28 protein-coding genes and 2 riboswitches are annotated in these 25,451 nt (G+C 70.7%); of the genes, 12 read left to right on the top strand and 16 right to left on the bottom strand.

Annotation, left to right across the window (positions count from 1 at the left end; translation table 11 throughout):
• The first annotated feature begins 12 nt into the window (after positions 1-12).
• Positions 13-978, top strand: a complete 966-nt coding sequence (locus BMY74_RS11255; protein ID WP_089913857.1) for a Clp protease N-terminal domain-containing protein — start codon at positions 13-15, stop codon at positions 976-978.
• Positions 979-1,034: 56 nt separating this feature from the next.
• Positions 1,035-1,130, top strand: a riboswitch (glycine riboswitch).
• A 3-nt stretch (positions 1,131-1,133) separates the two neighbouring features.
• Positions 1,134-1,233: riboswitch (glycine riboswitch) on the top strand.
• Between the two features lie 50 nt (positions 1,234-1,283).
• Positions 1,284-4,178 carry an aminomethyl-transferring glycine dehydrogenase gene (gcvP, locus tag BMY74_RS11250; RefSeq protein ID WP_089913854.1) on the top strand — a complete coding sequence of 965 codons (2,895 nt, stop codon included), beginning with the start codon at positions 1,284-1,286 and terminating at the stop codon, positions 4,176-4,178.
• 45 nt (positions 4,179-4,223) lie between these two features.
• Here gcvP and BMY74_RS11245 read toward each other — a convergent pair whose 3' ends face one another.
• From BMY74_RS11245 to BMY74_RS11230, 4 genes are read right to left on the bottom strand one after another with little or no spacing between them, the layout of a single operon-like run.
• Entirely contained in the window at positions 4,224-4,406 is a 183-nt protein-coding gene (locus tag BMY74_RS11245) for a hypothetical protein (RefSeq protein ID WP_089913852.1), read from the bottom strand.
• 12 nt (positions 4,407-4,418) lie between these two features.
• Positions 4,419-5,024, bottom strand: a complete 606-nt coding sequence (locus BMY74_RS11240) for a class I SAM-dependent methyltransferase (protein WP_089913849.1) — start codon at positions 5,022-5,024, stop codon at positions 4,419-4,421.
• A gap of 9 nt (positions 5,025-5,033) precedes the next feature.
• On the bottom strand, positions 5,034-5,693 hold the full coding sequence (locus tag BMY74_RS11235) for a maleylpyruvate isomerase N-terminal domain-containing protein (RefSeq protein WP_089913846.1): 660 nt from the start codon (positions 5,691-5,693) through the stop codon (positions 5,034-5,036).
• Positions 5,694-5,695: 2 nt separating this feature from the next.
• Positions 5,696-6,073: a DUF3224 domain-containing protein gene (locus BMY74_RS11230; RefSeq protein WP_089913844.1), complete on the bottom strand. Its 378-nt coding sequence runs from the start codon at positions 6,071-6,073 to the stop codon at positions 5,696-5,698.
• 49 nt (positions 6,074-6,122) lie between these two features.
• Between BMY74_RS11230 and BMY74_RS11225 the strand changes: the two genes are divergently transcribed.
• Positions 6,123-7,094, top strand: coding sequence for a helix-turn-helix transcriptional regulator (locus BMY74_RS11225; RefSeq protein WP_089913841.1), 972 nt, complete (start codon positions 6,123-6,125; stop codon positions 7,092-7,094).
• Positions 7,082-7,894: an aldo/keto reductase gene (locus tag BMY74_RS11220; RefSeq protein WP_089913838.1), complete on the top strand. Its 813-nt coding sequence runs from the start codon at positions 7,082-7,084 to the stop codon at positions 7,892-7,894. The genes BMY74_RS11225 and BMY74_RS11220 overlap by 13 nt, the downstream gene beginning before the upstream one ends.
• A 13-nt stretch (positions 7,895-7,907) precedes the next feature.
• On the opposite strand, the gene BMY74_RS11215 is transcribed toward BMY74_RS11220, so the two are convergent.
• The 4 genes from BMY74_RS11215 to BMY74_RS11200 all read right to left on the bottom strand — a co-directional run bounded on the left by BMY74_RS11215 (position 7,908) and on the right by BMY74_RS11200 (position 11,257).
• Entirely contained in the window at positions 7,908-9,614 is a 1,707-nt protein-coding gene (locus tag BMY74_RS11215) for a substrate-binding domain-containing protein (RefSeq protein ID WP_089913835.1), read from the bottom strand.
• 63 nt (positions 9,615-9,677) lie between these two features.
• Positions 9,678-10,493 (bottom strand): 3-methyladenine DNA glycosylase, encoded by an 816-nt coding sequence (locus BMY74_RS11210; protein WP_245786059.1) that lies wholly within the window; start codon positions 10,491-10,493, stop codon positions 9,678-9,680.
• Positions 10,494-10,572: 79 nt separating this feature from the next.
• Positions 10,573-10,818, bottom strand: coding sequence for a hypothetical protein (locus BMY74_RS11205; protein ID WP_089913829.1), 246 nt, complete (start codon positions 10,816-10,818; stop codon positions 10,573-10,575).
• A gap of 10 nt (positions 10,819-10,828) precedes the next feature.
• Positions 10,829-11,257 carry a winged helix-turn-helix transcriptional regulator gene (locus BMY74_RS11200; RefSeq protein ID WP_089913825.1) on the bottom strand — a complete coding sequence of 143 codons (429 nt, stop codon included), beginning with the start codon at positions 11,255-11,257 and terminating at the stop codon, positions 10,829-10,831.
• A 79-nt stretch (positions 11,258-11,336) separates the two neighbouring features.
• Between BMY74_RS11200 and BMY74_RS11195 the strand changes: the two genes are divergently transcribed.
• The gene (locus tag BMY74_RS11195) at positions 11,337-11,993 is read left to right on the top strand and encodes an SDR family oxidoreductase (protein ID WP_089913822.1); all 657 of its coding nucleotides are present in this window, start codon (positions 11,337-11,339) and stop codon (positions 11,991-11,993) included.
• A gap of 3 nt (positions 11,994-11,996) precedes the next feature.
• Here BMY74_RS11195 and BMY74_RS11190 read toward each other — a convergent pair whose 3' ends face one another.
• The 3 genes from BMY74_RS11190 to BMY74_RS11180 all read right to left on the bottom strand — a co-directional run bounded on the left by BMY74_RS11190 (position 11,997) and on the right by BMY74_RS11180 (position 13,876).
• Positions 11,997-12,521, bottom strand: coding sequence for a GNAT family N-acetyltransferase (locus BMY74_RS11190; RefSeq protein WP_089913820.1), 525 nt, complete (start codon positions 12,519-12,521; stop codon positions 11,997-11,999).
• Positions 12,499-13,095: a dihydrofolate reductase family protein gene (locus BMY74_RS11185; RefSeq protein ID WP_089913817.1), complete on the bottom strand. Its 597-nt coding sequence runs from the start codon at positions 13,093-13,095 to the stop codon at positions 12,499-12,501. The genes BMY74_RS11190 and BMY74_RS11185 overlap by 23 nt, the downstream gene beginning before the upstream one ends.
• Positions 13,096-13,183: 88 nt before the next feature.
• A complete protein-coding gene (locus BMY74_RS11180) occupies positions 13,184-13,876 on the bottom strand; it encodes a DUF2848 domain-containing protein (RefSeq protein ID WP_089914323.1) in 693 nt (230 codons plus the stop codon).
• Positions 13,877-13,922: 46 nt separating this feature from the next.
• Here BMY74_RS11180 and BMY74_RS11175 point away from each other — a divergent pair, with 46 nt between their 5' ends.
• Positions 13,923-15,287: an MFS transporter gene (locus BMY74_RS11175; protein ID WP_089913814.1), complete on the top strand. Its 1,365-nt coding sequence runs from the start codon at positions 13,923-13,925 to the stop codon at positions 15,285-15,287.
• On the opposite strand, the gene BMY74_RS11170 is transcribed toward BMY74_RS11175, so the two are convergent.
• Entirely contained in the window at positions 15,248-15,865 is a 618-nt protein-coding gene (locus BMY74_RS11170; RefSeq protein ID WP_245786036.1) for a GntR family transcriptional regulator, read from the bottom strand. The genes BMY74_RS11175 and BMY74_RS11170 overlap by 40 nt on opposite strands.
• A 43-nt stretch (positions 15,866-15,908) precedes the next feature.
• On the opposite strand from BMY74_RS11170, the gene BMY74_RS11165 reads away from it, so the two are divergent.
• Positions 15,909-16,685, top strand: coding sequence for a carbon-nitrogen hydrolase family protein (locus BMY74_RS11165; protein ID WP_089913808.1), 777 nt, complete (start codon positions 15,909-15,911; stop codon positions 16,683-16,685).
• Positions 16,685-17,026: a cupin domain-containing protein gene (locus BMY74_RS11160; RefSeq protein WP_177229688.1), complete on the top strand. Its 342-nt coding sequence runs from the start codon at positions 16,685-16,687 to the stop codon at positions 17,024-17,026. The genes BMY74_RS11165 and BMY74_RS11160 overlap by 1 nt, the downstream gene beginning before the upstream one ends.
• Here BMY74_RS11160 and BMY74_RS11155 read toward each other — a convergent pair.
• From BMY74_RS11155 to BMY74_RS11145, 3 genes are all read right to left on the bottom strand, one after another.
• Positions 17,023-18,048, bottom strand: coding sequence for a hemolysin family protein (locus BMY74_RS11155; protein ID WP_089913802.1), 1,026 nt, complete (start codon positions 18,046-18,048; stop codon positions 17,023-17,025). The genes BMY74_RS11160 and BMY74_RS11155 overlap by 4 nt on opposite strands.
• Positions 18,045-19,355, bottom strand: a complete 1,311-nt coding sequence (locus BMY74_RS11150) for a hemolysin family protein (protein WP_089913796.1) — start codon at positions 19,353-19,355, stop codon at positions 18,045-18,047. The genes BMY74_RS11155 and BMY74_RS11150 overlap by 4 nt, the downstream gene beginning before the upstream one ends.
• Before the next feature lie 114 nt (positions 19,356-19,469).
• The gene (locus BMY74_RS11145) at positions 19,470-20,486 is read right to left on the bottom strand and encodes a LacI family DNA-binding transcriptional regulator (protein ID WP_089914321.1); all 1,017 of its coding nucleotides are present in this window, start codon (positions 20,484-20,486) and stop codon (positions 19,470-19,472) included.
• A gap of 122 nt (positions 20,487-20,608) precedes the next feature.
• On the opposite strand from BMY74_RS11145, the gene BMY74_RS11140 reads away from it, so the two are divergent.
• The 3 genes from BMY74_RS11140 to BMY74_RS11130 are packed head-to-tail and all read left to right on the top strand — an operon-like array spanning position 20,609 to position 23,566.
• A complete protein-coding gene (locus tag BMY74_RS11140) occupies positions 20,609-21,751 on the top strand; it encodes a Gfo/Idh/MocA family protein (RefSeq protein WP_089913793.1) in 1,143 nt (380 codons plus the stop codon).
• A complete protein-coding gene (locus BMY74_RS11135; protein WP_089913790.1) occupies positions 21,744-22,778 on the top strand; it encodes a dihydrodipicolinate synthase family protein in 1,035 nt (344 codons plus the stop codon). The genes BMY74_RS11140 and BMY74_RS11135 overlap by 8 nt, the downstream gene beginning before the upstream one ends.
• Positions 22,751-23,566: a sugar phosphate isomerase/epimerase family protein gene (locus BMY74_RS11130; protein ID WP_089913787.1), complete on the top strand. Its 816-nt coding sequence runs from the start codon at positions 22,751-22,753 to the stop codon at positions 23,564-23,566. Before BMY74_RS11135 ends, BMY74_RS11130 begins: the two co-directional genes overlap by 28 nt.
• 113 nt (positions 23,567-23,679) lie before the next feature.
• On the opposite strand, the gene BMY74_RS11125 is transcribed toward BMY74_RS11130, so the two are convergent.
• Positions 23,680-24,714 (bottom strand): serine hydrolase, encoded by a 1,035-nt coding sequence (locus BMY74_RS11125; RefSeq protein WP_177229687.1) that lies wholly within the window; start codon positions 24,712-24,714, stop codon positions 23,680-23,682.
• 53 nt (positions 24,715-24,767) lie between these two features.
• Between BMY74_RS11125 and BMY74_RS11120 the strand changes: the two genes are divergently transcribed.
• Positions 24,768-25,448 (top strand): SDR family oxidoreductase, encoded by a 681-nt coding sequence (locus BMY74_RS11120; protein WP_425434832.1) that lies wholly within the window; start codon positions 24,768-24,770, stop codon positions 25,446-25,448.
• Positions 25,449-25,451: the final 3 nt, after the last annotated feature.

Here is a 25,451-nt window from a genome sequence, read left to right as displayed (position 1 = left end):
AGCGTTGCGGGCATGATGCACACACCCTCGTCGCAGGTGGTCAAGGTCCTGGCCGCGGCCGTGCAGCGCGCGTTCCGCCTGGAGTTCGGCTTCGTCGGCACCGAGAACCTGCTGATCTCGCTGATCGACACGATCGGCCCCGGCCGCAAGCTCGGCGTGAAGTCGGTGCGGCCGCAGGCGATGGCGCGGGGGACCGAGAACTGGGCGGGCGACGACGGCGGTGTCGCCGAGCCGGGCCCGGACGTCATGGCGCTGATGCGCGCCGCCCACCACCACGCCCGCGTCGAGACCGAACTGCCCGTGTCCGGTGCGCTGGACGAGTGCCTGCGGGCGGCGATCGCCCTGGCCGGTGACGGCGTGCTGACCACGACCCACCTCTCGCTCGCCCTGCTGTCGCTCGACTCCGGGCGGGCGGCCGACCTGTTCCTGCTGCGCGGCGTGGACGTCGAGGCCACGGCCGCGGCCGTGCGGGCCGACGCCGCGCGGAAGTACGCCGAGGTCGAGGAGGCACCCGCCGTCTGGTTGCTGCGCAAGGCGGGAGCGCTGGAAGGGGACGCCGGCGGCGGGTACGTGCGCTGGCTGACGCGCCTCGTCGCCCGCGGGCAGGGCCTGGGCGGGCCGGTGCTCACGGTCGTGCGGGGCGAGGCCGAACGCCTCGCCGTCGCCGCGCGCCGCGACGTCTCGTCGCGCGACCTCGTGGAGGCGGTGCTGACGGTCGACCACCAGCTGGCCGCGGCGGGGTGCCGCCTCAAGCCCGAGTTCGACTCGGGGGGTGCGGCGGCGTTGCGCGAGGCGGGCGTGGACCAGGAGGCGTTGCCCGAGGGCGGCACCGTGGAGCGGGCTCTGGAGCGGGCGAAGCTCGTGGCGGCCCGGCGCGGTGACCAGGTCGTCGGCACCACGCACCTGCTCGCGGCGCTGCGGGACGACCCCGCGGACCCCGTCGCACCGGCGCTCGCCGGTCTCGCCACTGAGACGTAGGTCGCGTCCCTAGCGACTACCCGGCCTGCCTGCGGGTATTCTTCCCGGGTAGTCGCTGAACTCAGGCGGGAGAGACCGGGCCCCGAGCCCGGCGCCGAAGGAGCAAGTCCCTCCCCGGGAACCTCTCAGGCATCCAGGACCGCCGAGCGAGACGCCTCTGGAAAGTGGACCCCCGCGAGGGGATCCCGCCGACGGTGAAAGCCCGCCCCTCGTGGCAGGTGAACCTCTCAGGCGCCCTTCGGGGTACGGACAGAGCGGGGAGGGCACAGGACACGTGTGCCCTCAAGCCACCCCGGAGGCGTTTGATGACGCAGGACCGCATTCCGCTCGCCGCTCTCGAGCACGGCACCCCGTTCGCCGACCGCCACGTCGGCCCGCGCCCCGCCGAGCTCGCGCGCATCCTCGACGTCATCGGCGTCGGGTCGCTCGAGGAGCTGGCGCAGCACGCGGTGCCGTCGTCCATCCACGAGCGCGACCTCGTGCTGGACCTGCCGGCCCCCGCCACCGAGACCGAGGCGCTCGCGGAGCTGCGGGAGCTCGCGTCGCAGAACCGCCCGATGACGCAGATGATCGGTCTCGGCTACTACGACACCGTCACGCCGGGCGTGATCCTGCGCAACGTGCTCGAGTCGCCCGCCTGGTACACGGCCTACACGCCGTACCAGCCGGAGATCTCGCAGGGCCGCCTCGAAGCGCTGCTGAACTTCCAGACGATGGTCGGCGACCTGACGGGCCTGCCGGTCGCGAACGCGTCCATGCTGGACGAGTCGACCGCCGCCGCCGAGGCGATGACCCTGGTGCGCCGCGCGGGCAAGTCCAAGTCGAACAAGTTCGTCATCGACGCCGACACGCTGCCGCAGACGCTGGCCGTCATCGAGACGCGCGCCGAGCCGCTCGGCATCGAGATCGTCGTCGCCGACCTGTCGCAGGGCATCGAGGGCCTGGGCCTCGGCGGCGACTTCTTCGGCGTGCTGCTGTCCTACCCCGGCGCGTCCGGTGTGGTGCGCGACCAGAAGGCGCTCGTCGAGGAGATCCACGCCGCTGGCGCGCAGGCCGTCGTCGTCGCCGACCTGCTGGCGCTGACGCTGCTGCGCGCGCCCGGTGAGATCGGCGCGGACGTCGTCGTCGGCACCACCCAGCGCTTCGGCGTCCCGATCGGCTTCGGCGGCCCGCACGCGGGTTACATGGCCGTCCGGTCCGGTCTGGAGCGCCAGCTGCCCGGCCGTCTCGTCGGCGTCTCCGTCGACTCGGACGGCTCGCTGGCCTACCGCCTCGCGCTGCAGACGCGCGAGCAGCACATCCGCCGCGAGAAGGCCACGTCGAACATCTGCACCGCGCAGGTGCTGCTGGCCGTCATCGCGTCCATGTACGCCGTCTACCACGGTCCCGAGGGCCTGCGCGGCATCGCGACCCGCGTGCACCGCATGGCCACCGTGCTCGCCACGGGCCTGTGCGAGGCCGGTCTCGACGTCGTGCACGGCGAGTTCTTCGACACCGTCGAGGTCCGCGTCGAGGGCAGGGCCGCCGAGGTCGTCGCGAAGGCCCGCGAGGCCGGCATCAACCTGCGGCTCGTCGACTCCGACATCGTCGCAATCGCTTGCGACGAGAAGACCACGCGCGCGCACATCATCGCCGTGTGGGAGGCCTTCGGCGTCACGAAGGCCGATGTGGACGCCATCGACGCCGACACCGCCGACGGCATCCCGGCCGACCTGCGCCGCACCTCGGACTACCTGACCCACCCGGTCTTCCACGCGCACCGCTCGGAGACCGCGCTGCTGCGCTACCTGCGCGCGCTGTCCGACAAGGACGTCGCCCTCGACCGCAGCATGATCCCGCTCGGCTCCTGCACGATGAAGCTGAACGCCACCGCGGAGATGGAGTCCATCACGTGGCCGGAGTTCTCGACGCTGCACCCGTTCGCGCCCGTCGAGGACGCCCGCGGCATGCTGAAGATCGTGTCCGACCTGGAGGCCTGGCTCGCCGAGGTCACCGGCTACGACGCCGTGTCGCTGCAGCCGAACGCCGGTTCGCAGGGTGAGTTCGCCGGTCTGCTGGCGATCCGCGCCTACCACCGCGCCAACGGCAACGCCGACCGCGACGTCTGCCTGATCCCGTCGTCCGCCCACGGCACCAACGCCGCGTCCGCCGTCATGGCCGGCATGCGCGTCGTCGTCGTGAAGTGCGACGACAAGGGCAACATCGACATGGGCCACCTGCGCACCACGGTCGCCGAGCACGCCGACGACCTGGCCGCGATCATGATCACCTACCCGTCGACCCACGGCGTGTACGAGGACACGGTCCGCGAGGTCTGCGGCCTGGTCCACGACGCGGGCGGCCAGGTGTACGTCGACGGCGCGAACCTCAACGCGCTGATCGGCCTCGCCCGCTACGGCAAGTTCGGCTCAGACGTCTCGCACCTGAACCTGCACAAGACGTTCTGCATCCCGCACGGCGGCGGCGGTCCCGGCGTCGGCCCGATCGGCGTGAAGTCCCACCTCGCGCCGTTCTTGCCGAACCACCCGCTGCAGCCGACCGCGGGCCCGGCCACCGGCGTCGGCCCGATCTCCGCGGCCCCGTGGGGTTCCGCGTCGATCCTGCCGATCTCGTGGGCGTACGTGCGCATGATGGGCGGCGACGGCCTGCGCCGCGCGACCCTGACCGCCGTGGCGGCCGCGAACTACGTGGCCCGCCGCCTCGACGAGCACTACCCGGTCCTCTACACCGGCGAGGGCGGCTTCGTGGCCCACGAGTGCATCCTCGACCTGCGCCCGATCACCAAGGCCACCGGCGTGACGGTGGACGACGTGGCCAAGCGCCTCGCCGACTACGGCCTGCACGCCCCGACGATGTCGTTCCCGGTCGCGGGCACGCTGATGGTCGAGCCGACCGAGTCCGAGGACCTGGGCGAGATCGACCGGTTCATCGACGCCATGATCGCCATCAAGCGCGAGATCGACCGCGTGGGCGCAGGCGAGTGGCCCGTCGAGGACAACCCGCTGCGCAACGCCCCGCACACCGCGGCCTGCGTGACCACCGGCGAGTGGAACCACCCGTACACCCGCGAGGAGGCCGTGTTCCCCGCGGGCCGGAGCAGCACCCCGAAGATCTGGCCGCCGGTCCGCCGCATCGACGGAGCGAAGGGCGACCGCAACCTGGTCTGCTCCTGCCCGCCGCTCGAGGCGTACAGCAGCTGATCGAGAGCGAGGGGGGCGCACTCCGCGAGGGGTGCGCCCCCTTCTTCACGCTCCGACCGGGCAGGCCTCGTCGCCGCAGTTCTCCTCCGCGCTCAGCCCGGGCTTGTTCAGGTCGTGCTCGAACGCGAAGTGGAAGCAGTCCGGGTGCATCCGCTCGAACAGCTCGAAGTCCTCGGCCTCCAGCTCGACCGTCTCACCGCAACGCTGGCACGTCTGTTCCTCTGACACGGCCGAATGGTCTCACCCGCGCCGCGCGAACAGGACCGCGCCGTCCTCCCCGAGCAACCACTGGGCCTCGACGGTGAACCCGGCGTCCCGCAGCCACCCCGCGACCCGCTCCGGCCGCCGCAGGTGGACGTGCACGCGCATCGGGTGCCCGCCGTAGCCCTGCGTCTTGAGGTTCGTGCGATCACCGACGTGAAAACCGAGCTGCAGCAGGCCGTCCGGCCGCAACGCGTCGTGGAAGTGCCCGAACACCACCGGCACGAGGTCGTCCGGCACGTGGATCAACGACCACCAGGCGAGGATCCCGCCCAGCGGACCGGCGAGCGGTTCGGTCATCGACCCCACCTCGAACCGCAGCCCGGGGTGGGTGCGCCGCGCCAGCGCGACCATCGCGGGGGAGAGGTCGATGCCGAACGCGTCCACGCCGAGATCGCTCAGCCGCGCGGTGATGTCACCGGGTCCGCAGCCGACGTCCGCCACCGGCCCGCTCACCTCCTCCGCGAACAGCCGCAGCGCCGCCCGCAGGTGAGGTAGGCCGTCCAGCAGACCGCGCGTCTGCTCCGCATAGCTGACGGCGACGGTGTCGTAGGACTCGCGGGTGTCGGTGAGCCACTCGTGCACGCCGGAAAACTACTCCTCGAACGGCTCCGCGCGGTGCCGTCCGAACAACGCGAGCGAGGAGATCCACACGTCCGGATCGCCGTCCCAGTCCAGGGCCTTGATCTGGTCGACGGACCGCCGCCCGCCGATGGCCCGCATCAGCTCGAACGACGTGGTCCGCAGCGTTCCGGCCGGGTCGCCGTGGCCGAGCACGCGGTCGCCGTGCTCCAGCGCGATCCGCAGCGCCGGCACGTCGTTCTCCCGCATCCGCTGGTCGAGCTGCTGCAACGGCCGCACCAGCGCCGCCCGCACGTCGGTGCCGCCCCGGTCGCCCGGGACGCCCAGCGCCGCGCGGAGGTCGTGCTCGTGCGCGATCACCTCGGACACGAGCACCGGCCCCATCGGCGTGTCGAACAGCGGCCTGGCGAGCTCCAGGTTCGCGTCCCACTCGGCGAAGGCGTCGGACAGCGTGTTGGCGCGGCGGTCGCGCACCTGCCGTTCGCCCCACTCGCCGGACTCGACACCGTCGAACCGGCGGTCCACGAAGTCGCGCAGACCGCCGGCGAGGTGCGCGACCACGTCCTTGACCGACCAGCCGGGCGTCGCCGCCACGGGCGTCTGCGGATCACGGCCCTCGACGAGCGAGGTGATCCGGTGCTTGGCCGCGTCGTAGACGGGGGCGTTGGTCATGGTCAGACCTCGTACTCCAGGGTGTAGGTGCCGCTGCCATCCTCCGCCCAGTCGATCGTCACCGCACCTCGCGCGTTCAGGTACCTCCCGGTGCCGTCGACGACCTCCGTGGAACCCTCCACAGCGGACCGGTAGGCGCCGACGTGCCGCAGCACCAGCGTCCCCTCGTCGGTCACGACCTCCTCGATCGCCGTCGTCCACGCCACGTCGTCGCCGTAGTACATGAGGTACCGGCAGCTGCCGACGCCGCTGACGTCCCCCGCGTACGAGAACTGGACGTGCGCCTCGGTGAGCTTGCGCCCCTCGACCTCCTTGTACGGGCGGCCGTCCCAGGTCTTCTCGTCCCAGCTCTTCACTTCGATGGTTCCGGTTGCCTTCATGGCGGCCACTCTGCTGGCAATTCCTGACAGATCGTGTCAGGTTCATCCCGTGAAATCCGGCAGGCTCCTCCAGGTCCTCCTGCTCCTGCAGTCGCGGGGCCGCATGACGGCCGACGAACTGGCCGAGGAGCTGGAGGTCTCGCCGCGCACGATCTACCGCGACATCGAGTCCCTGAGCGCGTCCGGCGTCCCCGTCTACGCCGACCGCGGCCCGGCGGGCGGCTACCGCCTGGTCGACGGCTACCGCACCCGCCTGACGGGCCTGACGACCGGCGAGGCGCGGTCGCTGTTCCTCGCGGGCCTGCCCGGCCCCGCCGAGGCGCTCGGGCTGGGGGAGTTCGCGGCCGCCGCCCAGCTGAAGCTCCTCGCCGCGCTGCCGACCGAACTGCGTTCCCGCGCGGAGCAGATCCGCAGGCGGTTCCACCTCGACACCCCGACGTGGTTCCGCGGCGACGAACCCACCGAGCACCTCGCCACGATCGCCGACGCCGTGTGGGAACAGCGCCGCGTGCGGATGACCTACCGGCGCTGGGGCAACGAGGTCGTCGAACGCGAGGCCGACCCGTACGGGCTCGTGCTGAAGGCGGGCACCTGGTACTTCGTCGCCAGCGGCCGCACCTACCGCGTCTCCCGCGTGCTGGCGCTGCAGGCGTTGCCGGAGACGTTCGAGCGTCCCGCCGACTTCGACCTCGCGCGCTTCTGGGCCGAGTGGTCGGAGCGGTTCGAGGCGCGCATGTACGGCGAACGCGTCACCGTGCGCATGACGCGCTCCGGCCTCGACAAGACCCAGTACCTGCTCAGCGGCTACCAGGCGCGCGCGATCCGGGAGCTCGCGCCCGACCCCGGCGAGGAGTTCGGCTTCCCCACGGAGTCGACCAGGCACGCCACGGCCGACCTGCTCAAATTCGGCGCGGACGTGGAAGTGCTGGCACCGAACGAGTTCCGGCAGGAGTTCATCGGAACCATCAAGGCGATGCGGGACGTCTACAACGGTGCGAAGCTACCCGCATGGTTCCGCTGATCTCGTTGAACAACGGAGTACGGATCCCCCAACTCGGCTTCGGCGTCTACCAGGTGCCGGAGGACCAGGTGGCCGGTGCGGTCACGACGGCGATCGAGGCCGGCTACCGCAGCATCGACACGGCCGCGGCCTACGGCAACGAGTCCGGTGTCGGCGACGCCATCGCGGGCGTCCCCGACCTTTTCGTCACCACCAAGCTGCGCAACGCCGACCAGGGCTACGACTCGACGTTGCGCGCGTTCGACGAGAGCGCGCGCCGCCTGCGCCGCGACGTGCTCGACCTCTACCTCATCCACTGGCCCACGCCGCAGCGCGACCTCTACGCCGAGAGCTGGCGCGCGCTGGAACAGCTGTACGCGGACGGCCGCGTGCGCGCCATCGGCGTCTCGAACTTCCACACCCCGCACCTGCAGCGCCTGTTCGACGAGTTCCCGACCACCCCGGCGGTGAACCAGATCGAGCTGCACCCGTTGCTGCAGCAGGAAGAGATGCGCAAGGTGCACGTCACGCACCGGATCGTCACCGAGGCGTGGTCGCCGCTCGGGCAGGGCGCGCTGCTGCGCGAGCCCGACATCACCGGCCTCGCCGACAAGTACGGCAAGACGCCGGCCCAGATCGTGCTGCGCTGGCACGTCCAGCTCGGCCTGGTCGTGATCCCGAAGTCCGTGACCCCGTACCGGATCAAGGAGAACATCGACATCTTCGACTTCGAACTGGCCCAGGACGACATGCTCGTGATCACCGAACTCGACAACGGCACCCGCACCGGCCCCGACCCGGACCGCTTCAACGCGGCCTGACCCCGCGCCCCGGTCAGGCCTTGGTCGACAGGACCTGACCGAGCGCGGCCTCCACGCCGTTCTCGTTCTCCACCACCGACACCGACCCGCCGGTCGTCTGCGCGATGTCCGTCAGCGCGTCCTTGTCCACGTCACCGCCGATCGCGATGAAGCTGACCGGCAGGTCCGTCCCGTGCAGCTGCGACTTGAGCGCCTTCAGGTCGATGCCGCCGTCGGACCTGCCGTCGGTGATCACCACGACCCGGTTGACCCTCCCGGCCACGAACCCGTCGTGCGCGGTCTCGTAGCAGGCCGCCAGCGCGCTGTAGAGCTGCGAACCCTCCGCGGTCTTGAGCGCGTCGATCGACCGGCGCAACGCGTCGCGCTTGTCGCTGACGGCGGCGGTCGCGACCAGTTGCTTGTACGGCTTGGAGCCGTCGAGGTCGCGCGCGAACTCCCACAGCCCGAACGAGCCGGAGACCGACCGGTCGACCTGGCCGCGCAGGGCCGCCTTCACCTTGTCCAGCCTGGGCTTCATCGACGTGGAGACGTCCGTCAGCACCGTGACGACCTGCCCGCCGCGGTCGGCGGACTGCCACGCGGAGGAGATCTGCTGCGTGGTCGTGGCGTCGGCGGCGACGAGGTTCTCCGTGACGGGGGCCCACGAGACGCCCGGCGACGGCGACGGGCGGTCCTGAGTGGACTCGACGCGCAGGCCGCCCTTCGCGAGGATCGCCTGCTGCGACGGCTCGGTCATGAAGTCGCGGAACGCCTGCGCCGCACGGACTTCGGCCTCGCCGACCTCCGTGCCGCCCAGGGCGACGTACGGGAAGTCCGCCACCGGGGCCGGTCCGGCCGGAAGCACGCCGACCAACGGCTTCGACGGGGCCTCCTTGCCCGTGTTGTGCTTGAACAGGTCCACTTCGGACACCGGCGTGACGGAGAAGCCCGCCGCGTTGACCGTCGCGCTGTCGCCCAGGCGCCGCAACGCGTCCCGGGTCGTCGGCGGGACCTCCGGCGGCACCGCGGCCGCGAGCTTGGTGAGCGCCGCCTTCGAGGCGTCCGACCCGAGCGACTCCGCCGTCACGGGGCCCACACCGCCCGCGAGCGCGGACTGGATCGCGAGCGCGGAGGCGGTGTTCGCGGCCGGGTCCGGCATCGCGACGCTGAACCGGCCCCACGACTGGCCGTACTTCTCCCAGTCCGTCACCTCGGGCATGTCCGTCCAGCGGAAGTCCTTCAGCACCGGCGCGGCGGCCTCGGGGGCGGCGAGCAGCACCGGCGACGTGCCGACGGACTTCGGCGCGGAGCCGACGAGCTTCGCGTTGAGCGCGGTGAGCCGGTTCGCCCAGAGCGTCGAGTCGGGCAGCCACGCGTGAGGCCGCTTGCCGAGCTTCGACTCGTCCCAGGTCGTCGTCAGGCCCTCGAGCACCGCGGAGGAGTCCGCGGACGTCACCTCGATCGCGATGCAGTGGTCGTACACGACGGGCCGGGTGGCGCTGTACGCCTGCGCGACGTCCCGCACGGCCTCGGCGACGCTGGGCGTCACGGCCACGCGCAGCACCGAGTCGCCCTCGCTGCAGTTCTGGGCCAAAGCCTGGGAGCGCTTGTCGAGCACGCCGCCGGCCCAGGACAGCGTGAGCCAGCTGAGACCAATCAGCACCACGAGCACGACGATGAGCACGGGCCACTTGGCGATTCCGCGCTTCACCTTCGCCCGCAGAGCGCGGTGTCGAGACATCGATCCCTCACAACTACTCAGCGGCCCCCGACGACCGCCAGTCACGCTAACAGGTGAACTCGTTCAGCAGAGTGAAGTCACTGCAAGTATCGACTGGCAAACGAAGACGAGCCGTTCCCGCAACGGCTGGGCCCGTTCGGCGAACGCGGCCTGCCGTCGCACGTACTCCGCGCGCCCCTCCGCGGTCTCGATCCGCACCGGCCCGTACCCGAGTTGCTCCAGGTCGTAGGGCGATGCCTGCATGTCGAGTTCGCGCACGTCAGCGGCCAGTTCGAAGCAGTCGGCCACCAACTCCGAGGGCGTCGCGGGTTCCATTTTATAGGCCCATTTGAACAGATCCATGTTCGCGTGCAAACAACCCGGCTGCTCGTTCGCCAACTGGTCGTCACGGGTCGGCTGCAGAGCGTTGAGCGGCCGAGCGGGTGACGTGAAGAAGCGGAACGCGTCGAAGTGCCCGCACTGGATCCGGCTCGCCTCGACCACCTGGTCGGTGCCGTCGCTGCCCAGCCGCAACGGCCACGCGTTGTGCCGGACCTCCTCGGGCTGCTGCCGGTAGACCATGGCCCACTCGTGCAACCCGAAGCAGCCGAGCCGGGCGGGACGGCCGAGCGTCGCCGTGAGCAGCGCCTGGACGAACTCCAGCGTCTTGGCGCGCTGCCCGAGGAAGCTCTCGACGTCGAGCGTGACGCCCTCGTCGACCCGCTTGTAGTGCGGGAACTCCAGGTACTCGTCGGCGTCCTCGAGAACGACACCGGGCCCGGGATGCCACCGTTCGAGCCGCACGGGCCGATGGCTGTAATAGGTGAAGAGGAAGTCCATCACCGGGTGCTTCTCTTTGCGAAGCTTCCGCTCCTGGTGCGGACCCGTGAACCGGCGCATGCGCTCCACGTGCGCGTCACGCGATTCGTGCCACTGGGCTCGGGTCAGGACCTCCACGGGCGATTACCGTACGCGAGCGCTAGAGCGGCGGCACGAGCCCGGTGAACGTCCGCGCGCCGTTGCAGTGCGGGCACTCCCGCCCGTTGTCGACCGTCCGCGGCGCGCCCCCGATGATCGCGAGCGTCGGCGCCGCGATGTAGCTCGCACCCCCGCACAGGTGGCACACCGTGCGCGGCTCGGGCGTGACGGCGAAGAGGTCGTCCGGGTCTTCCTCGTCCTCGAAGTCGTCGTCCTCGGCGAACTCGTCCTCGTCCTCGTCACTCATGCCGCCCAACCTAGTGGACCGGCTCTCCCACCCGGCTGAGCGACTCGGCGGTCGCCTCCTCACCGCAGTGCGCGCACACGACGCGCGGCTCCAGCACGTGGCCGCACGAGTGCTGGTACACGAGGGGGAGGGGCCCCTGCGTGACGTAGTCGTCGCCCCACTCCTTGAGCATCAGGAACACGTTGTGCAGCGCCCGGCCCGTGTCGGTGAGGTGGTACTCGTGCCGCGGCGGGTGCTCGGAGTACTGGTGCTTCTCCAGCAGGCCCGCGGCGACCAGCTTCTTCAGGCGCACGGTCAGCACGTCACGGGATGCGCCGGTGTTCGCCACGATCTGGTCGAACCGCGTGTTGCCGAAGAAGACCTCGCGCAACGCCAGCAGCGACCAGCGTTCGCCCACGACCTCCAGCGCGTTCGCCACGGAGCAGCTTCGGGGTGCCATGTGACCATCCTAGCAGTGAGTTGGCAAAACCAACTTACCTCGCTAACGTGAGTTGGGAAGTCCAACTCAGGAGGTAGTCATGGGATTCGACGGTGCAGTGGTGCTGGTGACCGGAGCCAACCGCGGGCTCGGCAGGGTGTTCGCGCAGGAGTTCGTGAAGCGCGGCGCGAAGGTCTACGGCGGCGCGCGGAACCCGGCGACCGTCGTCGACGAGGGCGTGATCGGGGTCCAGCTCGACGTGACCGACGACGCGTCCGTCGCCGCTGCCGCGAAGGAGCTCGGTGACGTCACGATCGTCATCAACAACGCCGGCGTGCTCGTCCCCGACGCGGGCCTCGACGGCATCAGGGCGGAGTTCGAGGTCAACTTCTACGGGCTCGTCCGCACCACGGACGCGTTCGCGCCGGTGCTGAAGACCAACGGCGGCGGCACGCTCGTCAACGTGCTGAGCATCGTGTCGTGGCTCAGCCGGCCGGCCTGGCGCGGCTACGCGGCGTCCAAGGCGGCGGCCTGGTCGCTCACCAGGTCGACGCGCGACGACCTGCGGGAGCAGGGAACCCACGTCATCGCCGTGCACGCCGGCTTCATCGACACCGACATGGCCGCGGAGGTCACCGCGCCCAAGATCGCGCCCGAGGACGTCGTCTCGCAGGTGTTGCGGGCGATCGAGAACGGGGACGACGAGGTGCTCGCCGACGAGGGCACCCGTGCGGTGAAGGCGTCCCTGTCCTCCTGAGGATCACCGGTCTTGTGAGCGCATGTCCTCACGCCGTAGTTCCCACACCACGTCCACCCCGACGCGCCTGCCGATCGCGGGCTCGCGCGCCGGTGTGCGGCGGCCGACCTCGGTGAACCCGAGGCGCCGCGGCACACCGCTGCTCGCCGCGTTGGCCTCGTCGTGCCAGATCTGGACCCGGCGCACGCCGTCCAGCGCGAACGCGAACTCGACGAGCTCCGCGGCCGCGGCGGTGGCGTGACCGCGGCCGGTGTGCTCCGCGTGCAGCCAGTACCCGAGCTCCACGAGGTCCTCTGCGCGGCGCATCGCCGTCACCACGCCGACGATCGCGCCGCCGACGGTGATGGCGTGGGGGAAGGCCGTTCCGCTCTCCCAGGCCTCCGCGGCCTCGCGGAGGAAGGTGCGGGCGGTCTTGACGTCGTAACCGTTGGCCGCCCACGGTGCCCACGGCTTCAGGTGCGTCAACGACTCGGTGACGGCCTCGGTCAACTCGTCCGCGTCGTCCTCAGTCAGTCTCCGCAGCTCCATACCTCACCTTGTACCGCAGGTGGGTGACGGACTTCGATTCGATCACCGAGACCGGCCCCTCCAGCTCGTACCCCCTGCCCGGTGCGAAGAACGGTGTGCCCCCGCCGAGGATCACCGGCACCAGGTCGAGGCAGATCTCGTCGACCAGCCCCGCGTCGATGGCCTGGCGCGCGATCTCGCCGGAGTTCAGGCCGACGCCCTTGTCACCCGCGTGCTTCCGAGCTACCGCGACGGCTTCCTCGATGCTGCCGTTGATGAACGTGAAGTGCTCGTTGTCCTCCAACGGCCGATGGGTGAGCACGACGGTGTGCACGCCCATCGGGTGCTGACCACCCCAGCCGTTCGTGAAGTCGTAGAGCCTGCGCCCGACGACCAACGCGCCGGTCGCCTCGATCAGCCCGCTGTAGTGGGCCGCGCTGGCGGGCGTGAGGTGGACGGTCATCGCTCCCGTCGGCACCGTGAACGCCACGTCGCCCGCCTCGTACCAGGCGAAGAGCCTGTCGAACCCGGAGAAGTCCGGCCCCGAGACGTACCCGTCGATCGAGGTGCTGGCGCCCGTGTAGACCTTGCCCATTCCCTTGCCTCCCCGTTGTCGGTCCTTCGTGAGGACGTCGGGGAGGCGTTGCCCGGATCGACACGGGTTCCCTGGAGACATACCAGGCTCAGCCGATCGGGTCGGGCAGCTTCGTCACCTCGTACTCGCAGTCGAGGACGTCGCCGGTCGCCGGGTCGCGCAGCTCCACACGCCACTTCGACGCGAACTGGTCCACGTCGTGGTGCATCGGGATCGTGCCGGACAGCAGCACGGTGCCGGGCTCGAGCAGGCCGAGGTCGCGCAACCGCTCCACCCAGTACTGCGGGGTCAGCAGCTCGGCGAGCGTGCCGCGCTGGATCTCCACGCCGTCCGCCCACGCGGTCAGCTCGATCGAGTCGATCCGGTCCGCGACGTCGGCCAGGCGCCACGCCCTGCGGCCCAGCACGTCGGGGCTCGCGTTCTTGCTCCACGCGACGCCGTGGACTTCCAGCGCGCGGTCCGTGTGGTCGCATGCGACCGTCAGCAGGACATCTGAATCGGTGACCACGAGCGCCCACTCGGCCTCGCCCGAGGTCCGGCCGTGCTGCACGGGAACCGCGGACGTCTGCTGCGCGAGGTACGGCGACACGGGGTAGAGGCTCGGCGTCACGGAGGGCGCCGGCACGCCCAGCTCGGCGAGTTCGCGCACGTGAGCGGCCACGTCGTCCTGGCTGCGGCCCGCATACCCGCCGTTGAGCAGAGTCGTCACGGCGACCTCGGCGACGGTGCCGTCGGGCAGGTCGAAAGCCAGGACAGCGGCCTGTGTACGAACAGTAGACATGCGGTACTCCTTGCGCATACGAGTTGTATACAGGCAGTATTACCGCATGTCCCCCGGATCCTCAACTGCCACGGCAACGCAAGACGTGCCACGTTCGGCCCTAGTGCGGGCGTTCGTCGCCTCGCTCTCCGGTACCGCCCTGGAGTGGTACGACTTCGCGATCTACAACGTCGCCGCCGCCGTCGTGCTCGGCCCGCTGTTCTTCCCCAGCGAAGAGCCGCTCACCGCGACGCTGCTCGCGTTCTCGACCTACGCCGTCGGCTACCTGTCCCGGCCGCTCGGCGGGTTCCTGTTCGGCCGGCTCGGCGACAAGATCGGCCGCAAACGCGTGCTCGTCACGACGTTGCTGATCACGGGTATCGCGACGCTGCTGATCGGTCTGCTCCCGACGCACGCCGCGATCGGCCCGGCCGCCGGTGTGCTGCTCGTGCTGCTGCGGTTCGCGCAGGGCGTCGGCCTCGGCGGCGAGTGGGGCGGCGCCGTGCTGCTGTCGAGCGAGTACGGCAACCCGGAGCAGCGCGGCTTCTGGGCGAGTGCCGCCCAGATCGGCCCGCCCGCCGGCAACCTGATGGCCAACGGCGTGCTCGCGCTGCTCGGTGTGGCGCTGTCGGACGCGGCCTTCATGTCCTGGGGCTGGCGCGTGGCGTTCCTGCTGTCCGCGGTGCTCGTCATCTTCGGCCTGTGGATCCGCGTGAAGCTGGAGGAGACCCCGGTCTTCAAGGCGATCGAGGCGCGCGGCGACCGCCCGTCCGCGCCGATCAGCGAGGTGTTCCGCACGCAGACCCGGCCGTTGGTCGCCGCCGTGCTGTGCCGCGTCGGCCCGGACGTCCTCTACGCGCTGCACACCGTCTTCGTGCTGACCTACCTCACGACCCAGCTGGGCCTGCCGCGCAACGTCGGCCTCGTCGCCGTGCTGATCGCCTCGGGCTTCCAGCTGTTCCTGATGCCGCTGGCCGGCTGGCTGTCCGACAAGGTCAACCGCCGCGGTCTGTACGCGGTGGCCGCGGTGCTCGGAGCGGTGTGGCCGTTCGTGCTGTTCCCGCTGATCGACACCAAGTCGTGGCCGCTGATCGTCGTCGGTGTCGTCGTGGGCCTGGGCTTCCACGCGTTCATGTACGGGCCGCAGGCCGCGTTCATCGCCGAGCAGTTCACCGAACGCCTGCGCTACACCGGCAGTTCGCTCGCCTACACGCTGGCCGGCGTGATCGGTGGCGCCATCGCCCCGCTGCTGTTCACCGCGCTGCTGGCCGGGTTCGGCACGTGGGTCGTCGTCGGCCTCTACGTCACGGTGGCGTGCGTGGTGACGCTGGTCGGCCTGTGGCTCGGCCGCGACCCCCGCCCGGAGGAGGAGATCGCGTCCGAGATCCGGGATCAGCCGTTGAGCAGCACCTTCAACGTGGTGTCCAAGTGAGCGGTGATCGCCGCCGTGGCCGCCTCGACGTCCCCGGACTCGAGCGCGGCCACGATCACGTTGTGCTCGTCGATGACGGCCTGCTGCCGGCCGTGCGCCCGGTACAGCGCGACCACACCCGCGCGCACCTGCCGGGCGCGCAACCCCTCGTACGTCTTCGTCAGCAGCTCGTTGCCCGTCGCCGCGACCAGCAGCGCGTGGAACTGCCGGTCGACGTCGATGAACTGCCGCGCGTCCTCGACCAGGAACCGCTGCCGCTCGACGAGCTCCTGCATGCCCCGCAGCGGCACGGTGCCCTCGGTCATCGTGCGCTCGGCCGCGTACCGCTCGACGATGCCGCGCAGCTCCATCAGCTCGCTGATCTGCCGCGAGGACAACGGCGCGACGTAGGCGCCCCTCTTCGGCACGAGCTGCACCAGGTCCTCGGCCGCGAGCAGCAGCAGGGCCTCGCGGATCGGCGTGCGGGAGACGCCGATCTGGTTGGCGACGTCCTGCTCGCTGATGAACCGCCCCTGCATCTCGGGGTCGGCGAGGATGGTGTCCTTGAGGAACTCGTAGGCCTTTTCCCTGCCGGACAACGGGTCGGCACCTTGCATACAACATGTATACCAGAGGAGGATCATGCGCTTCGCGCTTTGCCAGATCAGCTCCACCGCTGATGCGCAGGAGAACCTTGCCACCGTGCGTGCCCATGTGGCCAGTGCCGCCGAACAAGGCGCACGCGTCGTGCAGTTCCCGGAAGCCACCCAGTGCCGCTTCGGTGTGCCACTGGGCCCGGTCGCCGAACCCCTCGACGGCCCGTGGGCGACTGCGGTCCGCGAGATCGCCGACGAGCACGACGTCGTCGTGGTCGCCGGCATGTTCACCCCGGGCGAGGGCGAGCGGGTCGCCAACACCACGCTCGTCACGGGCGGCGGCCTGCACCTCGGCTACGACAAGATCCACCTGTTCGACGCGTTCGGCTTCCGCGAGTCCGACGGCGTCACCCCCGGCGAGAAGCCCGTGACGTTCGAGGTCGACGGCACCACGATCGGCCTCGCCACCTGCTACGACGTCCGGTTCCCCGAACTCTTCCGCGTCCTCGCCACCACCGCGCCCGTCATCCTGCTCGGTGCCTCGTGGGGAGCGGGCCCCGGCAAGGCCGAACAGTGGGACCTGCTGGTCCAGGCCCGCGCCCTGGACGCCACCTCCTGGGTCCTCGCCTGCGGCCAGGCGGACCCGCTGCAGGACCACGGCTCCGCCCCCACGGGCATCGGCCGCAGCGCCGTGGTCGACCCGCTCGGCGTCGTGCGCGAACGCCTCGAAGGCGCCCCCGGCACGATCCTGTCCGATGTGGACGCCGAGTTCGTGGACGACGTCCGCGCGAAACTGCCCGTGCTCGCGAACCGGAGGCTGTGATGCGCGAGGAGCGCGAGTTCTTCCCCGTCGCCACCGTCGACTGGCGCCCGGCCGGACCGGGCGTCACCGAACGGGTCCTGAGCCGCGACCCGGACACCTCGACCCTGACGAGGATCGCGCGCTGGGAACCGGGCCACGTGACCCACGACGTGATCCGCCACGACTACCACGAGGAGGTCTACTTGCTGGAGGGCGACCTCACCGACCTGACCCTGGGGAGCACGTTCCGGGCCGGCGACTTCACGAGCCGCCGCCCCGGCATGCCCCACGGCCCGTACCGGACGGACCACGGCTGCACGATGCTGGAGATCCGCACCGCGCCCGAACCCCGAGCGCTCTAGCCCCGCCGCACGTGGGTGCCGTCGCGCACGGTGCCCACGTACTCCTCCAGCAGGTCCTCCAGCGCCACCACCCCGAGCAGGGTGCCGTCACCGTTCACCGCCCGCGCGAGGTGCGACTGCGCCCGGCGCAACGCCGCCAGCGCCTCGTCCAGGCGGGCGTCCACCGGCACGTCCGGCAGACCGCGCACGCGGTCGCGCGGCACCGAGGTCGTCCCGCCCTCCAGGTCCAGCACGTCCTTGACGTGCAGGTACCCGACCAGGCCCGTGTCGGCGAGCACCGGGAAGCGCGAGAAGCCGGTCGCGGCCACGGCGGCCTCGATGTCTCCGACGGTCGGGAACGCGGGCACCGTCGTGAGCTTCTCGAGCGGCACCAGGACGTCGGCCACCGTGCGCTCGGCCGACGACAGCGTCTGTGCGAGCCGGCGGTGCTCCGAGTCCTCCAGCAGGCCCTCCGACCGCGACTGGCGGATCAGCAACGAGAGCTCGTCCGGCGTGTACGCCGACTCCAACTCGTCGACCGGCTCGACGCCGAAGCGGCGCAGCACCCACCGGCCCACGGCGGTGAACATCGCGAGCACCGGCGCGATCATCCGCGAGAACCCGTAGTGCACGGGAACAAGCCACACGGCGGCCCGTTCCGGACCGGCGATCGCGAGGTTCTTCGGCACCATTTCGCCGAGGATCGTGTGCAGCGCGACAACGATGACCAACGCCACCGCGAACGCCACACCGTGCACCACGGCCAACGGCAGCCCGACGGCGCCGAGGGGCCCCTCCAGCACGGACGCCAAAGCGGGTTCGGCGATCGCACCGAGTCCCAGCGAGCACAGCGTGATGCCCAACTGCGCGCCCGCGATCAGCAACGGCAGCTGCTGCGACGCCTTGATCGCGGTGCGGGCCCGTGAGGAACCCTTGTCCGCCAACGCCTCCAGCCTGTCCCGGCGCGCGGTGATGACCGCGAACTCGGCACCGACGAAGAACGCGTTGCCCGCCAGCAGCAAAGCGATGACGAGGAAGTTCATGAGGACGACACCACCCGCAGCTCGGCCACGCGGTGCTTGTCCATCCTCATGACGGTCACCCTCCACCCGTCGACGCGGATCTCGTCGCCGACGTCGGGGATCCGCCCGAGCCGCGCCAGCACCAGGCCGGCCAGCGTCTCGTAGTCGCCCTCGGGCATCTGGAACCCGGTCGCGTCGGCCACCTCGTCGTCGCGCAGCAGGCCGGACACGATCCAGCTGTCCTTGCCCAGCGACCGCACCGGCGCCGCCTCACCGCGGTCGTGCTCGTCGCGCACGTCGCCGACGATCTCCTCGACCACGTCCTCGAGCGTCACCATGCCGGCCGTGCCGCCGTACTCGTCCACGACCAGCGCGGTCTGCAGCCCGGACGCCCGCAGCCGGTCCAGCAGCGCGTCGCCCTCCAGCGTCTCCGGCACCGAGTACACGGGCCGTTCCACCGCCGACAGCGGCGTAGATGCGCGCAGAGCGGTCGGCACGGCGAACGCCTGCTTCACGTGCACGATGCCGCTGACCTCGTCCAGCGACCCGTTGTGCACCGGAAACCGCGAGAAACCCGTCTCGCGCGCCTTCAGCACGAGGTCCGCCACCGTCGCGTCGGCGCGGAGGGCCTCCACGCGCACGCGCGGCGTCATCAGCTCGCCCGCCGTCCGGTCACCGAAGCGCAGCGACCGGTCCAGCAGCGCGGCCGTGCCCTCGTCGAGGGTGCCGTGCTCGGCCGACGTGCGGACCAGCGCGCCCAGCTCCTCGGGCGACCGCGCGGACGCCAGCTCCTCGACCGGCTCGACGCCGAGGCGCCGGACCAGCCAGTTCGCCGAGTTGTTCATCGCGTTGATCAGCCAGCGGAAGACCGTCGAGAACGCCGCCTGGAACCCGACCACGCCCCGCGCGGTCTCGAGCGGCTTCGCGATCGCGAGGTTCTTCGGCACGAGCTCGCCGAACACCATCGACAACGCCGTGGCGATCGCCAGCGCGAGCGCCAGCGACAGCCAGTCGGCCACCGGCTCGGACGCGCCGACGGCGGTCAGGCCGGGTTCGATCAGGTTCGCGATCGCGGGTTCCGCGATGTACCCGGTGATCAGCGTGGTCAGCGTGATGGCGAGCTGCGCGCCGGAGAGCTGGAACGACAGGGTGCGGTGCGCGCGGTCGATGGTCCGCGCCTTCGCGTCACCGACCTCGGCGACGTGGCGTTCGACGGTGCTCCGTTCCAGCGCGGTCAGCGAGAACTCCGCCGCCACCGCGATGAAGGTGCCCGCGGTCAGCGCCACGACGGCGAGCAGACCGAGCAGGCTCAGAAGTGTTCCGGTCACCTGTGCGCTCCCGAACAGCGCGAACGGTCGACCGGGTTGGTATGCCAGTCAGGGCCAGACCCCATGGGGACGGCTCAACTCCTCGTGACTAAGTGCGTGAACAGCCAGACGAGTCTAATTGTGGGCAGTCGAGGCCCGGAGCACCACCTCACCCGCCACGCGGACGGTGCGGGCCTCGTCACCCCCGCCGTCCAGCACGAGACCTGCGGCGATCTCGCCCATCTCCTCCAGCGGGAGCCGCACGGTGGACAGCGCGGGCACCGTGTCGCGCAGCGTCGGGATGTCGTCGAACCCGGCGATCGACATGTCCTCCGGCACCCGCACGCCACGCTCGCGCAACGCCGCCATCGCGCCCATCGCCATCACGTCGGTCACGGCGAACACACAGGTGGCGCGCGACTTCGACGCCAGCAGCTCCATCGCGGCCGCGTACCCGCCGTCGCGGGTGAAAGCCCCGTTGATCACCACGGGAGGCGCGACACCGGCGTCGTTCAGCCCCGCCTTGAACCCGGCGAGTCGGTCGCGGGCCACCACGAGTTCGGAAGGACCACCCAATACGGCGAACTTCTTGTGCCCGAGCTCGGCCAGCGCACGGGCGAGCGCGCGCCCTCCGGCGCGATTGCCGGGCACGACCGTGTCGGTGCCGAGCTTCGCCTGCGAGACGCAAGCGACCCGTCCGCCCTGCTCGGTGAACGCGTCGATCTCCGCCGCGAGCCGTGACTGGGCCGCACGGTCCGTGGTGCGCGAACCGGCGAGCACCACCGCACGGGCCCGATGTGCTCGCAGCGTGGACAGCAGCTCCGCCTCACGTTCGGGACGGCGCCCGGTCGTGCCGAGGACGACGACGAGCCCGGCCTCCTCGGCCACCCGCGTCACCCCCGCCGCGATGCACGAGAAGTACGGGTCGGTGATGTCGTGCACCACCAGTCCCACGAGCGAGCTGGAGTTGCGGGCCAGCGCCTGGGCCGACGCGTTCGGCACGTAGCCGAGCTCCTCGGCGGTGCGCAGGACGCGGTCGCTCAGGTTCCCGCTCACCTGCCGGGTGCTGCCGTTGAGCACGCGAGAAGCGGTCGCCAACGACACACCCGCCTGCCTCGCCACCTCGGCGAGCGTCACCTGTCGGGCGGACACGACCACCTCCGTCAACACGCATGTGAGCGCTGAGACTAACTCGCGGGGAGGTTGACGTCCGCGAAGCACCGTGATTAGCGTGGCGGGAAAGCGCTTTCCAGCGCTGCTACCAGGGAGGTGTGATGGCGGTTCGGACCATCGGAGTGGCGGTCAACGGCGTCACGGGGCGGATGGGCTATCGCCAGCACCTGGTCCGCTCCCTGCTGCCGTTGCGCGAAGAAGGCGTGCGGTTGCAGGACGGGACCGTGCTGAAGGTGGAACCGGTCCTCGTGGGCCGCAACGCCGACAAGCTCAAGGAGATCGCCGAGCGCCACGACCTGGCGCACTGGACGACGGACCTCGACGGGGCGCTCGCGGACCCGTCCGTGGAGATCTACTTCGACTCGCAGGTCACGTCGCGGCACGTCGAGTCGATCACCAAGGCGTTGGAGGCCGGCAAGCACGTCTACACCGAGAAACCGGTCTCCGAAACGGTCGAGGAGGCGCTGCAGCTCGCACGCCTGGCCGACGAGAAGGGTGTGAAGCACGGTGTCGTGGCGGACAAGCTGTACCTGCCGGGCATCCGCAAGCTCCGGCGGCTGATCGACGGCGGCTTCTTCGGCCGGATCCTCAGCGTGCGCGGCGAGTTCGGCTACTGGGTCTTCGAGGGCGACTGGCAGGCCGCGCAGCGCCCGAGCTGGAACTACCGCGCGGAGGACGGCGGCGGCATCGTCGCGGACATGTTCTGCCACTGGAGCTACCTGCTGCACGACCTGTTCGGCCGCGTCGAAGCGGTGACCGCCAAGGCCGTCACGCACATTCCGACGCGGTGGGACGAGCAGAACAACGCTTACTCCGCCACCGCGGACGACGCCGCGTACGGCATCTTCGAGATCGAGAACGGCGTCATCGCCCAGATCAACTCGTCGTGGTGCGTGCGGGTGCGCCGCGACGAGCTCGTCGAGTTCCAAGTGGACGGCACCGGGGGGAGTGCGGTCGCGGGCCTGCGCGAGTGCTTCGTGCAGCCCCGCGCCGTCACGCCGAAGCCCGTCTGGAACCCGGACCTGCCGGTCACGCACCCGTTCCGCGACCAGTGGCAGCAGGTGCCGGACAACGAGGACTTCGACAACGGCTTCAAGGTGCAGTGGGCCGAGTTCCTGCGCCACGTCCACGAGGGCGCGCCGTTCCCGCACGACTTCCGCGCCGGGGCACGCGGCGTCGCACTGGCCGCCGCCGGACTCCAGTCCTCTTCGGAGGGTCGACGGGTGGAGATCGAGGGTGTCTAGCCCGGATCGAGGTGACCGCATCGTGTTCGCCGCGGCGCACGTCGTGGCCGAGGACGAGAGCACAGTGGACTGGGACGCGACCCTCGCGTTCCGGCACCACCTGTGGTCGCACGGCCTGGGTGTCGCGGAGGCCATGGACACCGCGCAACGCGGCATGGGCCTCGACTGGCCGACGGCCGCCGAGCTGATCCGCCGCAGCGCCGCCGAGAAGGCCGGCCGGATCTGCGCGGGCGTCGCGACCGACCACCTGACCGGTGAGGCGACCCTCGACGACGTGCTGAACGCCTACCTGGAGCAGCTCGACGTCGTCCAGGAGGCGGGCGCGCAGCCCGTGCTGATGTGCTCGCGCCAGCTCGCGGCGGCCGCACGGGGGCCCGAGGACTACGAGAAGGTCTACGGCACGCTGCTCGACCGCGTCAGCGAACCGGTGGTGCTGCACTGGCTCGGCACCGCGTTCGACCCGAAGCTCGAGGGGTACTGGGGCGCGGCCGACGTCCCGCGGGCCACGGCCCACTTCCTGGAGATCATCCGCTCGCGGCCGGACAAGGTCGACGGCGTGAAGGTCTCGCTGCTAGACGCGGGCCACGAGATCGGGCTGCGGCGCGCACTGCCTCCGGGAGTCCGCTGCTACACCGGCGACGACTTCCACTACCCGGAACTGATCGCGGGCGACTCCGAGGGCTTCAGCCACGCGCTGCTCGGCATCTTCGACCCGATCGCGCCGGTCGCGGCCCGCGCCCTGGCCAAGCTCGCGGAAGGCGACACCGAAGGGTTCCACCGGATCATGGCGCCCACGGTCCCGTTGTCCCGCCACCTGTTCAGCGCGCCGACGTACTACTACAAGACCGGTGTCGTGTTCCTGGCGTGGCTCGCCGGGCACCAGGAGCGGTTCCAGCTCCTCGGTGGCCTGGAGTCCGCGCGCAGCGTGGAACACCTCGCCGAGGCGAAACGCCTCGCGGAGATCGCCGGCGTGGTCGACCCGGAGTTCGCGGAACGGCGGTGGCAGCAGTGGCTCGCCTCTCGCTGAACCAGGCCACGATCAAACGCGCGACCGTCGCCGAGGCCGTCGAAGGCTGTGCGCGGCACGGCATCGAGTCGATCGGCCTCTGGCGCGAACCGGTCGCGGACCACGGCCTGGACCGCACCGCGAAACTCGTCGCGGACGCCGGTCTGCGCGTGTCGTCGTTGTGCCGCGGAGGGTTCCTCACGGCCGTCGACAACCGCGCCGCCCTGGACGACAACCGCCGCGCGATCGACGAGGCGGCGGCGTTGCGCACGGACGTGCTGGTCATGGTCGTCGGGGGAGTGCAGCCCGACAAGGACCTCGTCGGCGCACGTCAGCGCGTCGCCGACGCCATCGCGGAGTTGTCGGTCCACGCGGGTGGGGCGGGCGTGACCCTGGCCCTGGAACCGATGCACCCGGTGTTCTGCGCGGACCGCGGCGTGCTGTCGACGTTGTCCCAGGCGCTCGACCTCGCCGAACAGAACTCCTCCGTCGGCGTCGTCGTGGACGCGTTGCACGTGTGGTGGGACCCCGACCTGGACGCGCAGATCGTGCGCGCGGGGCCGCACATCGCGTCGTACCAGGTGTGCGACTGGCTCACGCCCGTGCCGGCGGACGTGCTGCTGGGCCGCGGCTACCCCGGTGACGGCGACATCGACCTGGACCGCCTGACCAGGCACGTCGCGGCGACCGGGTACGCGGGGGACGTGGAGGTCGAGATCTTCAACGCCGGCATCTGGGCGGCGGACTTCGACGAGGTGATCGAGCGGGTGAAACGCGGGTACCACGACGTTGTGGAACCGGCGCTGTAACAGCGACGCGGGAAGCCGGTCGTCGACGGCGGCGACGACCGACCCCGGCGTTGGAGCCTGTATAGCCGAAAGTCCGGGCCCGGGGCCCGCGATTTCAGAGAATTCTCAGGAGATCAGCCGCCGTTGAAGAACCGGTAGACCTTCGCGCGGTGCCTCGGACGCGTCGTGGTGATCCTGATGACCGCGTCGAACATGGACCGTCCGAGCTCCGCGCGAGCCGCCACGGCCGGGTGGGTGGTGCTGAAGTCCTCCTCGTTGACGGCCTTGTCGCCGGAGAACTCGCCCGACGCGAACATCGAGTAGATCAGGATCGCCCGGTCGTCCGCGCTGAACATGATCCCGGCCTCGTTGCGCCCGTCGGCGAACCAGCCGGCCTTCGTGGCGACGCGCAGGCGCTCGTTGGTCGTGAGGTGGAGCCGGACGCCGTCGGTGAAGCTCGCCGTCGCGCGCAGGATGTTGAGCAGGTACGCCGTGGACGCGGCGGACAGCAGCTGCCCGTCGACCAGCTTCTGCAGCAACGTGTGCGTCTCGCGCGCCGTCGTGGTGCCGAGGAAGAACCGGTTCGGGTTCGCGACCGGCACCACCTGGGTGTGCACGAAACCCTTGGAGCGCAGGATCTCGTTGAGCTCCAGCGCCGGCACGACCAGGCCGCACAGCCGGACCGCGGTGTTGTCGGAGACCGTCAGCAGGTTCGCCAGCGCGTGCCCGACGGTGACCTCGCTCGGGTACGCGCCGTCGAGCGCGAAGATGCCGTCGGTGTCCTGGATGACGATCGCGGCCGAGACGGTGACCTTGTCGTCGAGCTTGATCAGCCCGCGGTCCACCTTGTCGAGCACGGCGACCGCCACGGCCACCTTGTTGACGCTGTAGGCCTCGACGACCTTGTCTGCTTCCTCGTCGACCGCGGCCTTCGTGGTGCCGTCGAGGTCGGCGACGGTGATGAGCGACGACCAGCTGCCCCGCGCCTTGCGGGTCTGCCGCCGGTACACCTGCGCCACGCGCTTGCGCGACCGGTCGGCCGTCGCCGGGGAGCGTTCGATCTCGGCCTCCGGGTCTTCCTGCGCCTGTGCTGCACCGTGGGAGCCGAGCACGGCCGTCGCGGCCGCGACGGTTCCCAGCCCGAACACGGACCTGCGGTTCAATGTCATGCGCGGTATCAAAACAGGCGCCACTGACGTTTCCCTGACTAGGGTTCCCGATCATGGAACAAGTCTTCGTCGTGACCGGTGCCTCCCGCGGAATCGGGGCGGCCACCGCCGTTCTCGCAGCCCAGGCGGGGTATCGCGTGGTCAGGGCCTCGCGTTCCGCGGAAGAATCTGTCGGCGATCGCGGCTGGGACGCCCGATGCGACGTGTCTTCGTGGGATTCCGTGCAAGATCTCATGTCCCGGGTGGAATCGCGTTGGGGACGAATCGACGTGGTGTACGCCAACGCGGGCGTTTCGGTGGACACGTCGTTCGTCTCTTCGTCGGGTGCGGAGCCTTCCGAATGGACGGACATGGTCGTGACGAACGTCTGCGGCCCGGCCTTCACGGCCCGCGCCGCGATGCCCGCCCTGATGCGCGCCGGCGGCCACCTGGTGCTGACGGGCTCCGCCGCGGGCAGGGGAGTGCGGCCGGGCAACCTGTACTCGGCGACGAAGTGGGCGATCACCGGCCTGGCCCAGGCGATCCGCGCCGAGGCCGTCGGCACCGGCGTCAGGGTGACGGTCGTCCAGCCGGGCCTGGTCGACACCGACGCCATCCCGGCGTCGCGTGTGGACGACCCGAAGCTCGAACCGGAGGACGTGGGCAGGGCGGTCCTGTACGCCGTGTCCCAGCCGTCCACTGTGGACGTGAACGAGATCCTGCTGCGCCCGACGGGTCAGGCCGCGCACCGCTGAGGC

The organism is Lentzea albida (assembly GCF_900111005.1).
GTDB lineage: Bacteria > Actinomycetota > Actinomycetes > Mycobacteriales > Pseudonocardiaceae > Lentzea > Lentzea albida.
Note: the sequence above shows the minus strand (reverse complement) of the source record. Positions and strands in the feature narration are given on the sequence as shown.

Coding starts and splice junctions, on each gene's coding strand:
- BMY74_RS11230 (WP_089913844.1), bottom strand. CDS start 6,073: ATGAAGGCAACCGGAACCATCGAAGTGAAGAGCTGGGACGAGAAGACC.
- BMY74_RS11155 (WP_089913802.1), bottom strand. CDS start 18,048: ATGAACTTCCTCGTCATCGCTTTGCTGCTGGCGGGCAACGCGTTCTTC.
- BMY74_RS11120 (WP_425434832.1), top strand. CDS start 24,768: ATGGAACAAGTCTTCGTCGTGACCGGTGCCTCCCGCGGAATCGGGGCG.
- BMY74_RS11160 (WP_177229688.1), top strand. CDS start 16,685: ATGCGCGAGGAGCGCGAGTTCTTCCCCGTCGCCACCGTCGACTGGCGC.
- BMY74_RS11185 (WP_089913817.1), bottom strand. CDS start 13,095: ATGGGCAAGGTCTACACGGGCGCCAGCACCTCGATCGACGGGTACGTC.
- BMY74_RS11210 (WP_245786059.1), bottom strand. CDS start 10,493: ATGCGCCGGTTCACGGGTCCGCACCAGGAGCGGAAGCTTCGCAAAGAG.
- BMY74_RS11215 (WP_089913835.1), bottom strand. CDS start 9,614: ATGTCTCGACACCGCGCTCTGCGGGCGAAGGTGAAGCGCGGAATCGCC.
- BMY74_RS11165 (WP_089913808.1), top strand. CDS start 15,909: ATGCGCTTCGCGCTTTGCCAGATCAGCTCCACCGCTGATGCGCAGGAG.
- BMY74_RS11235 (WP_089913846.1), bottom strand. CDS start 5,693: ATGACCAACGCCCCCGTCTACGACGCGGCCAAGCACCGGATCACCTCG.
- BMY74_RS11255 (WP_089913857.1), top strand. CDS start 13: ATGATGCACACACCCTCGTCGCAGGTGGTCAAGGTCCTGGCCGCGGCC.
- BMY74_RS11205 (WP_089913829.1), bottom strand. CDS start 10,818: ATGAGTGACGAGGACGAGGACGAGTTCGCCGAGGACGACGACTTCGAG.
- BMY74_RS11140 (WP_089913793.1), top strand. CDS start 20,609: ATGGCGGTTCGGACCATCGGAGTGGCGGTCAACGGCGTCACGGGGCGG.
- BMY74_RS11220 (WP_089913838.1), top strand. CDS start 7,082: ATGGTTCCGCTGATCTCGTTGAACAACGGAGTACGGATCCCCCAACTC.
- BMY74_RS11175 (WP_089913814.1), top strand. CDS start 13,923: ATGTCCCCCGGATCCTCAACTGCCACGGCAACGCAAGACGTGCCACGT.
- gcvP (WP_089913854.1), top strand. CDS start 1,284: ATGACGCAGGACCGCATTCCGCTCGCCGCTCTCGAGCACGGCACCCCG.
- BMY74_RS11200 (WP_089913825.1), bottom strand. CDS start 11,257: ATGGCACCCCGAAGCTGCTCCGTGGCGAACGCGCTGGAGGTCGTGGGC.
- BMY74_RS11180 (WP_089914323.1), bottom strand. CDS start 13,876: ATGTCTACTGTTCGTACACAGGCCGCTGTCCTGGCTTTCGACCTGCCC.
- BMY74_RS11195 (WP_089913822.1), top strand. CDS start 11,337: ATGGGATTCGACGGTGCAGTGGTGCTGGTGACCGGAGCCAACCGCGGG.
- BMY74_RS11125 (WP_177229687.1), bottom strand. CDS start 24,714: ATGACATTGAACCGCAGGTCCGTGTTCGGGCTGGGAACCGTCGCGGCC.
- BMY74_RS11190 (WP_089913820.1), bottom strand. CDS start 12,521: ATGGAGCTGCGGAGACTGACTGAGGACGACGCGGACGAGTTGACCGAG.